The 14,597-nt window shown below is 65.6% G+C and carries 10 protein-coding genes; 5 read left to right on the top strand and 5 right to left on the bottom strand.

Annotated elements, in window-relative coordinates:
• Positions 1–60: 60 nt before the first annotated feature.
• Complete coding sequence (locus tag QRN11_RS19440) at positions 61–1,524, bottom strand: amino acid permease (RefSeq protein WP_091421794.1); 1,464 nt, start codon at positions 1,522–1,524, stop codon at positions 61–63.
• A gap of 152 nt (positions 1,525–1,676) precedes the next feature.
• Between QRN11_RS19440 and QRN11_RS19435 the strand changes: the two genes are divergently transcribed.
• From QRN11_RS19435 to QRN11_RS19420, 4 genes are all read left to right on the top strand, one after another.
• Positions 1,677–2,591 (top strand): LysR family transcriptional regulator, encoded by a 915-nt coding sequence (locus tag QRN11_RS19435; RefSeq protein ID WP_285314123.1) that lies wholly within the window; start codon positions 1,677–1,679, stop codon positions 2,589–2,591.
• A 95-nt stretch (positions 2,592–2,686) separates the two neighbouring features.
• On the top strand, positions 2,687–3,112 hold the full coding sequence (panD, locus tag QRN11_RS19430; RefSeq protein WP_285314122.1) for an aspartate 1-decarboxylase: 426 nt from the start codon (positions 2,687–2,689) through the stop codon (positions 3,110–3,112).
• A 63-nt stretch (positions 3,113–3,175) separates the two neighbouring features.
• Positions 3,176–4,102 carry an AEC family transporter gene (locus QRN11_RS19425; protein ID WP_285314121.1) on the top strand — a complete coding sequence of 309 codons (927 nt, stop codon included), beginning with the start codon at positions 3,176–3,178 and terminating at the stop codon, positions 4,100–4,102.
• Between the two features lie 10 nt (positions 4,103–4,112).
• A complete protein-coding gene (locus tag QRN11_RS19420; RefSeq protein WP_285314120.1) occupies positions 4,113–5,240 on the top strand; it encodes an FAD-dependent oxidoreductase in 1,128 nt (375 codons plus the stop codon).
• A 17-nt stretch (positions 5,241–5,257) separates the two neighbouring features.
• Here the strand turns inward: QRN11_RS19420 and QRN11_RS19415 are convergent, their stop codons facing one another.
• From QRN11_RS19415 to QRN11_RS19405, 3 genes are all read right to left on the bottom strand, one after another.
• Entirely contained in the window at positions 5,258–6,751 is a 1,494-nt protein-coding gene (locus QRN11_RS19415; protein WP_285314119.1) for an MFS transporter, read from the bottom strand.
• A gap of 64 nt (positions 6,752–6,815) precedes the next feature.
• Positions 6,816–9,446: a trehalase-like domain-containing protein gene (locus QRN11_RS19410; RefSeq protein ID WP_285314118.1), complete on the bottom strand. Its 2,631-nt coding sequence runs from the start codon at positions 9,444–9,446 to the stop codon at positions 6,816–6,818.
• 306 nt (positions 9,447–9,752) lie between these two features.
• A complete protein-coding gene (locus tag QRN11_RS19405) occupies positions 9,753–10,742 on the bottom strand; it encodes an LLM class flavin-dependent oxidoreductase (RefSeq protein WP_285314117.1) in 990 nt (329 codons plus the stop codon).
• 141 nt (positions 10,743–10,883) lie between these two features.
• On the opposite strand from QRN11_RS19405, the gene QRN11_RS19400 reads away from it, so the two are divergent.
• Positions 10,884–11,756 carry an aldo/keto reductase gene (locus QRN11_RS19400; protein ID WP_285314116.1) on the top strand — a complete coding sequence of 291 codons (873 nt, stop codon included), beginning with the start codon at positions 10,884–10,886 and terminating at the stop codon, positions 11,754–11,756.
• A 115-nt stretch (positions 11,757–11,871) separates the two neighbouring features.
• Here the strand turns inward: QRN11_RS19400 and QRN11_RS19395 are convergent, their stop codons facing one another.
• Positions 11,872–14,361, bottom strand: a complete 2,490-nt coding sequence (locus tag QRN11_RS19395; RefSeq protein ID WP_285314115.1) for a PxKF domain-containing protein — start codon at positions 14,359–14,361, stop codon at positions 11,872–11,874.
• Positions 14,362–14,597: the final 236 nt, after the last annotated feature.

Below are 14,597 nucleotides of genomic sequence, written 5' to 3'. Positions count from 1 at the left end.
CAGCACACCCACATCCTGCAACAGGAAAGGGCTACGAAAAAGGTAACGAGCGTCCGGGGGTCAGGCGAGGGGGCGGTGCATCTCCACGATCTCCTGGTGCCGCGGGCTGTTGGGGTTCATCAGGGAGTTCCGCTTGCCGTAGAAGAAGTAGATGGCCAGGCCTATGACCAGCCAAACGATGAACCGCAGCCAGGTTTCCCAGTGCAACTGGAACATCAGGAACGCGGAGGCCAGGACCCCGAAGGCCGGAACCAGGGGCATCAGCGGCAGGCGGAAGGAGCGGGGGGCGTCCGGGCGCTTGTAGCGGAAGATGATCACGGAAAGGCAGACGACGACGAATGCGGCCAGGATGCCGATGTTGGTCAGGTCGGCCACCGCCTTGATCGGGAAAACGCCGGCCAACAGGGCAGAGGCAATGCCGGCAATCCAGGTGACCCGCTGCGGGGTGCCGTGGCGGTCCGTCTTGGCGAACCAGCCCGGCAGGAGACCGTCCCGGCTCATGGAGAACCAGACGCGGGTGACACCCAGGAGGAAGGTCAGCATCACGGTCAGGATGGACAGCACGGCGAACACGGAGATGATCGTGGCGATGATCGGCAGGCCAACACCGGTGAAGGCTGAGGCAAAGCCGGCCTTCGGGTCGATGTCCTTGTAGTTCTGCATGCCGGTGAGGACCAGGGTGGCGGCCACATAGAGGAGCATCGCGATGATCAGGGAGAGGATGATGGCCTTGGGCATGTGCTTCTTGCCGTCGGTCGCTTCCTCTGCCGCGGTACTCATGGCGTCGTAGCCGAACACCGCGAAGAACACCGTTGCCGAGCCGGCCAGCACGGGGCCAAACCCGCTGGGCATAAACGGGTTGTAGTTGTTGGTGTCGATGTAGAAGATGCCCAGGCCGATGATGAAGAGGATCAGGACCACCTTGATGGCCACGGCCACCAGTTCAAACCGGCCGAAGGCCTTGGTGCCGCGGGACAGGATCCAGGTGACGATCAAGCAGACGGCGATGGCCGGGATGTTGACGATGCCGCCCTTGCCTTCATCGGGAGTGGACGTCATCCAAACCGGCATGTGGATACCGATGCCGGACAAGAACGCATCAAAGTAGCCGGAGATGCCGATGGCCACCACGGCCACGATGGCAATGTATTCGAGCAGCAGGTCCCAGCCGATGAACCAGCCGATCACCTCGCCCAGCGCAACGTATCCGTACGTGTAAGCAGAGCCGGCGCGGGGAATCATCCCGGCGAACTCTGCGTAGGAAAGCGCAGCCGCGGCAGAGGCGAGGCCTGCGATCAGGAAGGAAATCAGCACCGCGGGCCCCACCCCGGGTGTTCCTTCGCTGCCTGCTGCCACCAGTCCGGCAAGGGAGAAGATGCCGACGCCGATGATGCCGCCGACGCCGATTGCCGTCAGCTGCCACAGCCCGAGTGACTTGAAGAGGCCACTGTGTTTGTTTTCTTCCTCGATGTCATCGATCGGTTTGCGCCGCATGATCGATTGGGTCATGTCTCTACTGCTCATCAGGAACTCCTGCTTGGGTGCTTCCCCGTCACGGCGCGCGAAGAATCGCTTGTGACGGGGGTAACTCGGTCCCAACAGTATGCAAGGGTGCTTGCGTTAGATAAAGTGACTACTTCTAACCTATATTCATTAGTTCCGGTAAGGATTTCCTCATGCTTGACGTCCGCCGGCTCCGTCTGCTCCGGGAATTAAGCATCCGGGGGACGCTGGCGGAGGTGGCCGAGGCACTGCAGTACAGCCCGTCGTCGGTATCGCAGCAGCTGGCCCTGCTCGAGAAGGAAGTGGGCGTGGAACTGCTCCGGAAAACGGGGCGCCGGGTCCAGCTCACGCCGCAGGCCGAGGTGTTGGTGGCGCATACCGCGAACTTGCTCGAAACCATGGAGCAGGCCGAGGCGGACCTCGCCGCTTCCCTGACCACCGTCACGGGGACAGTCCGGATCGCCGTTTTCCAGTCTGCGGCCCTGGCCCTGATGCCGGACACCCTGACGAGGATGGCCAAGGCCTATCCCGAGGTCAGGATCGAAATGATCCAGCGCGAGCCCGAAACGGCGCTGCACGAAACCTGGGCGCGCGACTTCGATCTGGTGATTGCCGAACAGTATCCGGGCCATGCCGCCCCGCGCTATCCGCAATTGGACCGCGTCAAGCTGACCACCGATGCCATCCGGCTCGCCGTTCCTCCGGCGTCCGACGGCGGGCCCTCCATCCGTTCGCTGGAGGACACCGCGGAGCTTGCCTGGGTCATGGAACCGAGGGGTGCCGCGTCCCGCCATTGGGCCGAGCAGGCCTGCCGCAGCGCCGGCTTTGAGCCTGATGTACGCTTCGAAACCGCTGACCTGCAGGCCCAGGCCCGCCTGATCGAGTCCGGCAACGCGGTGGCCCTGATGCCGGACCTGGTATGGACCGGCCGTGGCACCACAGCCCAGCTGCTGGAGCTTCCGGGCACGCCGCACCGCACTGTCTTTACCTCCGTCCGCCGCTCCAGCGCCCAGAGGCCGGCCATCCTGGCCGCGCGAGAGACGCTCGCTGCAGCAGCCGCGGCGCTGGCAAGGACCGACGCCGGGTGACCGGCCGCCGTCGTACGCGTCCTTCCAAGCGGCTAAGCGTCACTGTTCCCTGCGTCACTGCGCCGTTGAGCGCCCGGCGCTAGACTGATGCCGTTATGAATCGAACAATGTTCAAGTCCAAAATCCACCGGGCCACCGTCACGCACGCCGACCTGCACTACGTCGGTTCCGTCACCGTGGACCTGGACCTGCTCGAGGCCGCCGACATCCTGCCCGGCGAGCTCGTGTCCATTGTGGACATCACCAACGGCTCACGGCTCGAGACCTACACGATTGCTGGCGAGCGCGGTTCCGGTGTCATTGGCATCAATGGTGCAGCGGCGCACCTCATGCACGAGAACGACCTCGTCATCCTGATCACCTACGCCCAGATGACCACCGAAGAGGCCAAGGCCTACGAACCGCGGGTGGTCCACGTGGACGAAAACAACCGGATCATCCAGCTGGGCAATGACCCGGCCGAGGGCCTCACTCCCGGGATGATGCGCCCCCCTTTCGCGCTTAACAACGCCACCGCCTAACCGGAGCGTGTGTTCCGGTACCCACGTCCTCCGCGCCCTGGGGGATAAGCAACCCGTGATCCCTTGCTAGGTGTACTGGCCGGCTTCTTTGTTGTCTGGTGCATCATCCTGGTGGGATGGTTCGTGGGCCGGCAGAAGATCCTGGGAGAGAACGCCCGCCAGGTCCTCAGCTCCCTCACCTTCTTTGTGGCCAGCCCCGCGCTGCTCTTTGAAACGCTGAGCAAGGCCCGCCTCGGGGAAGTCTTCGCCGCACCTCTGTTAGTAACAGCGGTTGCCGCCATGGCCACAGCCGCCGTCTTCTTCAGCATTGCCAAGTTCTGGCTTAAGCGCTCCTTGCCTGAGTCCCTGATGAGTTCCATGGCTGCCTCACTCGCCAACTCCGCCAACCTGGGTATTCCCATCGCGGTATATGTTCTGGGCGATGCCAGCTATGTGGCGCCGCTGCTGATCTTCCAGCTGGCCTTCTTCACGCCGCTGTTCCTGATGATCCTGGACTCCAGCACCAGCGCGCACCGCACCACGCCCCTGAGTTTTGTGGTGATGATCCTGCGCAACCCCATGATTGTGGGCTCCGCGCTGGGCCTGGTGGTGGCCGGCACCGGCTGGAAGGTCCCGCCCCTGGTATTGGAGCCCATCCACCTGATCGGCGGTGCAGCCATTCCGGCCATGCTGATCGCCTTCGGCATGAGCCTGAACGGAACGCGGCCTCTGCAAGCCGCCGCCGGTCGGCGCCTGGACACCCTGCTGGCGAGCGGTTTCAAACTGGCCGTCCAGCCTGGACTTGCATATCTCTTCGCCCGTTTTGCGCTGGGCATGGAAGGGCACGCCCTGTTCGCCGTGGTGGTCACGTCCGCGCTGCCCACCGCGCAGAACGTCTTTGTGGCCGCCAGCCGCTACAAGACCGGCCTCACCGTGGCCAAGGACACTGTGCTGATTACTACCGTGGTGGCTGTTCCGGCGATGATTGGCGTAGCGCTGCTGCTGACGTGATGGGAGTTTGATGGACAAGATGCTGGACACCGTGGTGATCGGCGGCGGGGCCATGGGATCGGCCGCCGCGTGGGCGCTGTCCCGCCGCGGCCGCCAGGTCACGCTCGTGGAGCAGTTCGGGCCCGGGCACAAGATCGGCGCCTCGCACGGCAGCACCCGCAACCTGAACCCGGGCTACTACCGTCCTGAATACGTGGCGATGCTGGCCGAGGGGCTGGCTCTGTGGGACGAGCTGGAGCAGGACAGCGGCGAGATGCTGCTGGCCCGAACAGGGATCGTGAACCATGGACCGGACCCGCGGCTTCCCGACGTGGCCGCGGCGCTGAATGAGGCAGGCATCCGGGCCGAGTTCCTGTCCCCCGCCGAGGCAGGCGCGCGGTGGCGGGGCATCCACTTCGACCAGCGGGCCCTGTACATGCCCGACGGCGGCCAGCTCAACCCCGAGGCGGCGCTTCCCGCCTTCCAGCGTCTCGCCGCGGCCCGCGGTGCCGAGATCCGGCACCACACCAAAGTGGTGGAGTTCCAGGTGATGGACGACGGCGTCCGGCTGGCTTTCGAGTCCGAGGCCGGTACCGAGGTGGTCACCGCCGCCCAGGTGGTGGTCACCGCCGGCGGCTGGACGGAGAAACTCCTCGGCACCGCCGGCGCCGGGCTCCGGATCCCGAAGCTGCGGGTGACCCAGGAGCAGCCGGCGCATTTCCGGGTTGTTGATGCCGGCGCCGTCTGGCCCGGGTTCAACCACATGCCGGGCACCAGTCCGGAATACAAAAACTGGTACTCCCCCGTGTACGGGATGCAGACCGCGGGTGAGGGGATCAAGGCAGGCTGGCATGGTGTGGGCCCGCTGGTGGATCCGGACGGGCGTTCCTTTCAGCCAGAGCCCGTGCAGCTCGCGGCCCTGCAGGATTATGCGCGGACGTGGCTGCCGGGGGTGGACCCGGATTCGTTCGAGGCCATCAGCTGCACCTACACCACCACCCCGGACGAGGACTTCATCCTGGACCGGATCGGCCCCGTGGTGATCGGCGCCGGGTTCTCAGGGCACGGCTTCAAGTTCACACCCGTGGTGGGCCGGATCCTTGCGGACCTCGCCACCGGCACCCGGCCGGCGCCGGACATCTTCCGCGCTTCACGCTAGGTCCTGGCTGCTTCCCGTTACGTGTCAGCGCTGCTACGGCTGCCTTCCGCGTCAGGGTCCGGCTGCCCGTTGTCCTGGGAAGCGGCCTGGGCTGGCTCGTCAGTGGCACCGGCCTTCACAGCAGGCATCGCCAGCACCGCCGCCACGGTAAGGATGCCGCCCACCAGCGCCGCCAGGAAGACCGCCCCGGAAGCGGCCACCACGGCGGGGGCGTCGCCTTCGCCGGCTGTGTTCGCATAAACCGCGTTCCCCACCGCACCAAACACGGCCACACCAAGGGCGCTTCCGATGGACCGGGCGAACATGTTGGTGCTCGTGACCACGCCGCGCTCATTCCAGGAAACGCTGGACTGGGCGGAGATCAGCGTGGGAGTGGCCACCAACCCGAGCCCGAGCCCCACCACAAAGCAGCTGGCTGCCACCAGTATCACGTTGGGAGTGGCGGACGTGAGCGTCAGGGCCAAGAGGCCCGTCACGGTGATGCTGATCCCGATCAACGCGGTGGCCTTGAACCCGATCCGCAGGTAGAACCGCCCCGCCTGCGAGGCACTGATGGGCCAGCCAAGGGTCAGTGCCGCGAGCGCGAGCCCGGCAACAAGGGGCGAGGTGTGCAGCGCCCCTTCCAGGAACGTGGGCACGTAGGAGGTCAGCCCGATCATCACAGCCCCGACGCCAAAGGAGACCAGCGCGGTAGTTCCGAGAAGCCGCCGCGACACCACCCAGGACGGCAGGACCGGCTCCGCCGCCCGCCGCTCCACTACCAGGAACACGGCCAGCAGGACCGAACCCAACGCAAAGATGCCAATGCTGATGGGCGAATCCCACTCCCACCCCTGGCCGCCCTGGAGGGCCCCAAGGATCAGCAGGCCGAGTGAACCCGCCAGCAGGGCCGCACCGGCGTAATCCACCTGGTGCCTGGCACGCTCAACGTTTTCGTGCAGGGTCCGGAACAGCATCCACCCGGCCAGCAGGCACAGCGGGACGTTGACCAGGAAGATGCCGCGCCAGATTCCCAGCGAAGAGAAAATGCCGCCAAGGCTGGGGCCCACTACCGAGGAGACTGCCCACACGCTGGCCAGGTAGCCCTGGACCTTGGCGCGCTCCTCCAGCGAGTAGATGTCCCCGGCGATAGTGATGGACACCGGCAGGACGGCTCCCGCGCCGAGTCCCTGCAGGGCGCGGAAGGCGATCAGGGAGGGCATGCTCCAGGCAATCCCGCAGAGGACGGACCCCAGCAGGAAGAGCCCGATCCCTGCCAGGATGATCGGCTTGCGGCCCACCATGTCTGACAATTTGCCGTAGATAGGCACCGAGACAGCCTGGGCCAGCAGGTACGCCGAAAAAAGCCACGGGAACGACTCGAATCCGCCCACATCCCGGACGATCGACGGCACGGCAGTGGCCACGATGGTGGAATCAATGGCCACCAGCCCGGTGGACAGCATCAGGGCAATAAGAATGGGGCCGCGTTCAGAACGGAACCCCACTCCCTGGGTGCGGGCGGTCATCATCAGTCTCGTTTCAGTCTTTTGGGTCCCTGTTACCTCCACTCTAGGTACCCATGACCGACGCGGACTATCTCCTGCCCTGGTGTCCGTCCAGGAGCCGGGCGCAGCGGATGAAGCCGAGGTGCGAGTACGCCTGCGGGTGGTTGCCCAGGTGCGTCTCCGTACCGGGATCGTATTCCTCCGGCAGCAGCCCGGTGGGGCCGAAAAGGTTCACCAGCTGGTCGAACAGGTCCCATGCCTCATCGATGCGCCCCACCGCCACGTACGCTTCGATCAGCCAGGTGGTGCAGATGTGGAACCCGCCCTCCAGGCCCGGCAGGCCGTCGTCGTACCTGTACCGGAAAACGGTGGGTCCCACCCGCAGCTCACGCTCCACAGCAGTGACGGTGTCCAGGAAGCGCTGGTCCGTGACGTCCAGCATGCCGGAGAGGCCGATGTGCAGGACAGCGGCATCAAGGTCCGGGCTGTCATAGGCCACGGTGTAGGACTTTGCCGACTCGTCCCAGCCCTCGTGCAGCACCTCCTCACGGATGGTGCCCGCCATCACCGCCCAGGCCGGGTCCGGCTCGCGGCCGTGGCGCGCGGCTGTCCGCAGCGCCCGGTCCAGGGTCACCCAGCACATCACCTTGGAATAGACGTGGTGCCGGGCCGCCCGCCGGGCCTCCCAGATACCGTGGTCCGGTTCATGCCAGCGAGCCATTACGGCCGAGGCCATCTGGACCATCAGCTCCCAGTGGCCGTCCGCGAGGGCGCCCTCCCGCTCACTGAGGGTATGGATCAGTTCAGCAACCGGCCCAAATACGTCCAGCTGGACCTGGTGGTCTGCGGCATTGCCGATCCTCACCGGGCGCGAGCCCGCATACCCCGGAAGGCTGTCGACGACGGCTTCGGTGGAGAGCGGCGCACCCGTCACCGAGTAGAGCGGGTGCAGCCATTCGGGGCCGGGCGCGTGTTCGAGGATCCGGCCCAGCCAGGCCAGGAATCCGGCAGCCTCCGCCGTGGAACCGAGGTCCACCAGCGCGTTGACGGTCATGGAACCGTCCCGCAGCCAGCAGTACCGGTAGTCCCAGTTCCTGGTTCCGCCGATTCCCTCAGGCAGGGAGGTGGTGGGGGCCGCGAGGACGGCGCCGGTGGGCTCATGAACCAGGGCGCGGAGCACCAGGGCCGAGCGCCGCACCAGGGAAGGCTTAACGGAGGGCAGGGCAAGCCGCTGCACCCACTGCCGGGCCTGCAGGGCCACCCCGGCCCGCCGCTCCGTCTCCCCTTGGGGGTCCGCGGGCTGCGGTTCAGTGTCGCCACAGCGCAGGTTGAGCACCACCGGTCCATCTTGCAGGTTCACGGACGCCGTGGCCGTGGCGTGCCGGCCGTCCGAGGTAATACTGAACGTGACACCGGGGGCAAAGAGGATGATCGGTTCCGATGTGCCCACCACGTGTACCTCGCCGCCGCGTGCTTCCATGCTGAACGGCGCGTTGGCGTAGTCCGGCCGGGGAGCAAAGACAATCCTGGCGGCTCCGTGCCCGGAAAGCACCCGGACCAGGCTGGTGATGCCGTCCGGGGCAGGCTCCAGGTAGTCCGTGACCGTGACGTCCGCCCACCGGGTTTCGACAATCATGGTGCTGTCCACGTACCGCTGCCCCAGCACCTGGGAGGCCTTGACCGGTTCCACCGAGAAGTGGCCGGCCGCTTCTCCGCCCAGGATGTGCGCAAACAGTGACCCTGAGTCGGGAAGCGGGTGGCTCATCCAGCAGATCTTGGCGTCCGGTGTCAGCAGGGCGGTGGAGGAGCCGTTGCCGATCATGGAGTGCCGTTCCAGGCCCACGGCGTCCTCGCCGAACAGCCAGGCCCGCCGCAGTTCGAAGAGGAGGGCGAGGACCCGCGCGAAGGATTCGGGGTCGCGGACCCGGTGGGCGGCGGCGGTCTCCCCCGGGCCTACGTGTAGTCCCAGGTCCGGCCCCCGCAGGGTGGCGATGGCGAGTTCGTCGCTGTAGGCATCTCCGGCGAACATGGCCGCGCTGGCTCCCAGCCGGGACCGGAGTGTTTCCAGCGCCTCCGCTTTGGACGGTTCCACAACGGACAGGTCCAGCACCGAACCGTCCACGATGAAGAAGAGGCCGTGGACCCGGGCGATTTCCCTGGCGGTTTCCGTGACGGACTCCACAACGTCCGGCGGCGCCGGCCGGGTGTGGACAGATACGGCCACTGGTTTGCGTTCAATCCAGATGCCTTTTTGGAAACCCACTGCCTCGTTTAGCGCGGCGTTGACCTTCTGCAGGGCGGATTCTGTGGCGAGGGTCTGGCCGTGCGCGAAGCCCATGTCCGATTCCGCGCCGTGCGAGCCGATGAGATGCACCTCCACCGGAAGGCGTGAGACCGCCGCGAGGTCACGGAGGGAGCGCCCCGAGATGATGGCGGCATGGGTGTTGGGCAGGGCTGCCAGGGCGCGCAGGGCTATGGCAGCGCTGCCCAAGGGAAGGATTTCGGTGGAGATGCCTTCGGCGTCGCACAGGGTGCCGCCGTAGTTGCAGGCCACCAGCAGCGCGGGGACGCGGGCCAGTACTTTGAGTTCGGCGAGGAGGGCGGGCGTCAGCCCGTTGTCCGCCGCATCGGACTGGACGAATGCGCGGAGCATCTCCAGCGGGAGGGAACGGGTGAGCAGAGCGGAATCCGCCACGCTTTGGTTCAAGGGCGTCGGCATCCGTGTACCCCTTAGAGGCAGGACCAGGCCGGTAACTCAGCCGCTGGATTGCCTGCGGACTACCGGTTGGTGCCCCGCCTGGGAATCCCAGCGATTCCCAAGGGGGCAAGTCCAATACTCAGCCCCGGCAGTTTCCCCCGGAAGTCCCCTTCATTGCGTATGTGTAAAAGTCTGCGGGGCCCCGCTGCTGTCACGCACGGCAGCCTTTTGGACCACGACGGCGGCGCCCGGCGCGCGGAACCGGGCACCCCGCCGTCGTGCCCTCCTGAAAAAGTGCCGCGCGTGACGCTGCGGCGGGCCTAAGAATCAGACCCGCACCAGCCCGGCGGCCTCGGCCAGGAGTTCCACCGACCGGAGCCGGGCCTCGGTGCCGGTACTCTGGTGCGCCACGATGAGTTCGTCGGCGTCGGCGTGCCGGCCGAATCCTTCCAGGTAATCCAGGACGACGTCGGGCGTGCCCACGGCGGAGTACGTCATCATCTGCGAGACGTGCTGGCCCTGCGGGGAGTCGAGGATCATGTCCGCTTCATCGTCCGTGAATTCCCGGCCGCCGCCGAAGAACAGGGATACCCGGGCACGCTTGGTGGCCTGCATCATGGCCTGCGCTTCGGAGGCGGAATCCGCGGCGATCACGTTCACGCCGGCGATGACGTGCGGCGCGTCCAGCTGCGCCGAGGGCTTGAACTCGCGGCGGTAGAGGGCCACGGCATCCTGAAGCGCATTCGGGGCGAAGTGGGAGGCAAACGCGTACGGCAAGCCCAGCTGGGCGGCGAGCCGCGCGCCGAACAGGGACGATCCCAGGATGTACAGCGGAACGTTCGTGCCCTTGCCCGGGGTGGCTTCGACGCCCTGGATCCGGGTGGGGCCGGTGAGGTAGCCCTGCAGTTCCAGGACGTCCTGCGGGAAGCTGTCCGCAGACATGGGGTCCCGCCGGAGCGCGCACATGGTGTTCTGGTCACTGCCCGGTGCGCGGCCCAGGCCAAGGTCGATCCGGCCCGGGTGCAGGGTTTCCAGCGTGCCGAACTGCTCGGCGATGGTCAGCGGGGAGTGGTTGGGCAGCATCACGCCGCCGGCGCCGAGCCGGATGCTTTCGGTGTGCGCGGCAACATGGGCGATCAGCACGCTCGTCGCGGAGGAGGCAATCGAGGACATGTTGTGGTGCTCGGCGTACCAGACCCGGCGGTAGCCCAGTTTCTCGGCGCTCTGCGCCATGGCCACGCTGCCCGCGAAGCTCTCCGCCGCCGTCTGGCCCTTGCCGATGGTTGCCAGGTCAAGGATGGAGAGGGGAAGAGTCACGGTAAGTGCCGGCCTTTCAGAACGTTTCGCGGGAAGGTGCCGGCCGGGTTGCGGCGGGCACGGTTTGTATAACGACGGCGGCTGCCGGCTTATTTCTGTGACTTGCGGAATACTCAGCAGGCTGAGGAGGTTGCCGCCCCTATGAGCCTTGAGACAACGAACCAGCTGGAATTGTCCGCAACGATTGACCTGAAGGACCTCGGAACCGTGCACCGGCTCGGTTTTGGTGCCATGCGCATCGTGGGCGACGGCGTCTGGGGTGAGCCCGCCGACCGCCAGGCCGCCGTGGACGTGGTGCGCCGCGCCGTCGAGCTCGGCGTTGATTTCATTGATACCGCAGATTCCTACGGCCCGAACATCAGCGAGGAGATCCTTGCCGAAGCGCTGTACCCGTACAAGGACGGGCTGAAGATTGCCACAAAGGTGGGCTTCACTCGGACCGGTCCCGGCAAGTGGATCCCCGTGGGCCGTCCGGAATACCTCCGCCAGCAGACCGAACTGAGCCTGCGGAAGCTGAAGGTGGACAGCCTGGACCTGCTGCAGCTGCACCGGATTGATCCCAAAGTGGACGCCGACGAGCAGTTTGGCGTGCTCCGCGAGCTGCAGGACGAGGGCAAGGTCCGGGCGCTGGGACTGTCGCAGGTGAGCGTGGCGGAACTGGAAGCGGCCGGCAAGCACTTCACCGTTTCCACTGTCCAGAACCGCTACAACCTGACAGACCGGAGCTCGGAGGACGTGCTGCGGTATTCAGAGGAGAACGGGATTGGCTTCATCCCGTGGGCGCCCATTTCGGCCGGCGAGCTGGCGCAGCCGGGCGGGCCGCTGGACGAGGCGGCCAAGCGCCTCGGCGCCACCACTTCCCAGGTTGCGCTGGCATGGCTGCTGCGCCGCTCCCCCGTGATGATGCCCATCCCGGGCACCGGTTCGGTGAAGCACCTCGAGGAGAACATGGCCGCTGCTGGCGTCACGCTCGACGACGATACGTACGCCGAGCTCGAGGCCGCCGGCGAGTAGCGGGAGGGTCCAGCCAAAGCCCGTCCCGGCGAGGATGTGACCAAAGAAGTGGCCCGGTCTGGTGACCGGGCCACTTCCATGCTGCGCACGTCGTTGGGCGCTGCAGAAGCTACCGCTACTTCAGCTTGAAGTTAGCGCTGATGGATGAACCGTCCTTCCCCGTCATCGTCAGCTTGTAGCAGTTGCCGGCACCCGTGGGCGTCTTCCAGTTGTAGACGAACTGGCCGGCGATGGAGTCGTAGCGGAGGACGGTGTTTCCGGTGGCAACAACCTCGACGGCGTCCTCAGCAGCGCCAGACAAGCACTGGATTTTTGCTGCACTGAACTGCACCAGGCTGGGGTCAGTGAGTTCGGTGGTGCCTGCGAAGACCTCGAACTTGGCCGGAACCGTGCTGCCGGACTTGACGGTGTTCAGGACTCCGTTCATATCGATCGGCTGATAGAAGCCCTTGAGCGTCCATGCCTTGACCTCGTAGGACTGGGACACGGTAGTGCTGTTGCCGGCGCGGTCAACGGCTGTTGCGGTCAGGAAGTGCTTGCCAACTTCCGGGCCGTAGCCCGAGACGGTGCAGCTTCCATCAAGTCCTGAGCCCCCGTCGTCCGATGCCTTGCAGCCGGGGGCTGCGGGGGTGGCGCCGAAGTAGCTGTCACCGAGATTGGAGGTGAAGGAGACCGAAGGTGCCGTCTTATCGATGCTGAAGGTGGCCGACGTTGCCCCTTCAGGAGTGGTGTTACCTGCGCCGTCCGTGAACGCCGGGCTGTCTACTGACACCGCAGCGCCCTCGCCCGTGGTGGTCCTGGTCTGCATGGCGGAGGTGGGGCCGGAGAGGTCGTCGGTTCCCGTAAAGGTCGCGACCACGTCGGTCTTGTACCAACCGTTGCTGTTCGGCGACGTTGTGGCGCCGCTGTAGGAGACCTTCGGCGCCGTCTTGTCGATCTTGAACGACTTGGCAGTAGCACCGGCGGCCGTGGTGTTTCCGGCGTTGTCGACGAATGCCGGGCTCGCTACCTTCACCTCCGGCCCCTCGCCGGTGGAGAACACTGTCTGCGACGAAACAGGCAGTCCGGAAGTGGCATCCGTTGCGGTGAAGCGGGCCTCGACGTCGGACACGTACCAGTCGTTCGTCCCCAGGGTACCGCTTGCGACCTCGTCGTAGCTTACGTCCGGTGCTGTCTTGTCGATTTTGTAGGACCGGGACACCGCGCCAGCGGCCCGGGTGTTGCCCGCGATGTCCGTGAAGGCAGGGCTCTGGATGGTCACCGATTCGCCTTCACCGGAGGAGGTCACTGCCTGCGATGCGCTGAGGGGTCCGGAAATGAGGTCCGTTGCCGTGAAGTTGGCCTGGACGTCTGAGGTGTACCAGCCATTGGTGCCCAAGGTCCCCGTTTCATTGGTGTAGCTGACGTCGGGTGCGTCTTTATCGATCTTGAAGGTTTCCGAAGCAGCACCTGCAGGGGTGGTGTTGCCGGCGATGTCGGCGAACGCGGGGCTGCTCACTTGCACTGCGGCACCCTCACCGGAAGAGGCCACTTGCTGGGTTGAGGTAAGCAGTCCCGAAGTGGTGTCAGTTCCGGTGAAGGTGGCAAGGATGTCGGAGGTGTACCAGCCGTTCGTCCCGGCAGTTCCCGTGGCGTCCGTGTAACCAACGGTTGGCGCGGTGCCGTCCTTCTTGAGGTTGACCGTTTGGGTTGTTGCGGTTCCGCCGGCACTGGTGGCGGAGCAGGTGAAGTCGGCTGCCATCTGGTCTTCAGTGATGTTCTGGTCCTTGCAGCCCGTCATCTCCAAGGTGCTCGAAGAATCGCCTTCTGTTACCGTCCAGTCCAGCGCGACAGCGCTCTTGTACCAGCCATCGGAGCCGTCAGGGGTGGTGGGTGACAAGGTGTATGAGATGACCGGCGCCGAGCCATCGGTGATTCCGTAGGTGATGGAGCTGGCCGCGGTGAGGCCGCCCTTGTCGGTGTAGCTGCAACTGGCTTCCTGGACACCGATCCCGGTGGCGGCGTCCTGGCCCGAGATGGCACTCAAGGTTGCCGGGAAGGATTTGTTGCCGTCCTCCGTATCCGTGACGTTGCAGACCGCAGCGGGGACGTCACCCTTGGTGTAGGACTTACCGTTCATTGCTCCAGAGATGTTGAGGATGGGCGCAGTGTTGGAAGGCGCTGGTGCGGCCACGTTCACCGTGAAGGCTGCGGATGTGAGGTTGAAAGTGCCGCCGGTGTTGTTGCCCGCCTGGCTGGCGGTCACATTTGCAGATCCTGCGCCCACAGGCCTGATGGTCAGCACCTTGGTGTCACCGCAGGACGTGAAGGTGACGCTTGACGGGGAAACCGTGGCCACGGCGGCGTTACTGGAGGTGAGGTTCAGCGTGAGGGTGGTTGAGCCCGTCAGGTTACAGCCGCTCTTGCCGTCCCCTCCCGTGGGCGACACGGCGAGAGTGGTACTGCCGTTGGCACCTCCGACGTTGAGCGGCAAGACCTCTGCCGTGGCGTCGATAGTGGCGTCCAGATTGTTGAAGATGTCGTCAGCAAAGGCCACCCCGCCGCCTGCCAGCACCAGTGTTCCCGCCGCAACTGCCGCTGCCGCCCTGGTACCGGTTCGCCTCACCAGGCCCTTCCCCTCAGCTAAAGCTTTCCCACCTGGCGAATTCATCATGTGCTTCTCCTCAAGACCAAGTGCCCCACCGTGGGCGCAACGTACTTCAACGTATGGGCTGGCGAGGGTGCAGCACACGCGTAATCCCCCACCTGTCTTTGCTCCTTGAGTACTCGTTTTCTCAACCGGTACTCGAAGGGCACTACTTGGTTTAGCTGTTGGTACTCGCTCCGTAATGTGACCGCCGC

It is taken from the genome of Pseudarthrobacter sp. fls2-241-R2A-168 (assembly GCF_030209335.1).
Classification (GTDB): domain Bacteria; phylum Actinomycetota; class Actinomycetes; order Actinomycetales; family Micrococcaceae; genus Arthrobacter.
The sequence above is the reverse complement of the archived record's forward strand: the minus strand, read 5'-3'. Positions and strand labels throughout refer to the sequence as shown.

What these genes read in the sequence shown, in the direction of transcription:
- QRN11_RS19440 (WP_091421794.1), bottom strand. Translation starts at nt 1,524, where the DNA reads ATGAGCAGTAGAGACATGACCCAATCGATCATGCGGCGCAAACCGATC.
- QRN11_RS19435 (WP_285314123.1), top strand. Translation starts at nt 1,677, where the DNA reads ATGCTTGACGTCCGCCGGCTCCGTCTGCTCCGGGAATTAAGCATCCGG.
- panD (WP_285314122.1), top strand. Translation starts at nt 2,687, where the DNA reads ATGAATCGAACAATGTTCAAGTCCAAAATCCACCGGGCCACCGTCACG.
- QRN11_RS19420 (WP_285314120.1), top strand. Translation starts at nt 4,113, where the DNA reads ATGGACAAGATGCTGGACACCGTGGTGATCGGCGGCGGGGCCATGGGA.
- QRN11_RS19415 (WP_285314119.1), bottom strand. Translation starts at nt 6,751, where the DNA reads ATGATGACCGCCCGCACCCAGGGAGTGGGGTTCCGTTCTGAACGCGGC.
- QRN11_RS19410 (WP_285314118.1), bottom strand. Translation starts at nt 9,446, where the DNA reads ATGCCGACGCCCTTGAACCAAAGCGTGGCGGATTCCGCTCTGCTCACC.
- QRN11_RS19400 (WP_285314116.1), top strand. Translation starts at nt 10,884, where the DNA reads ATGAGCCTTGAGACAACGAACCAGCTGGAATTGTCCGCAACGATTGAC.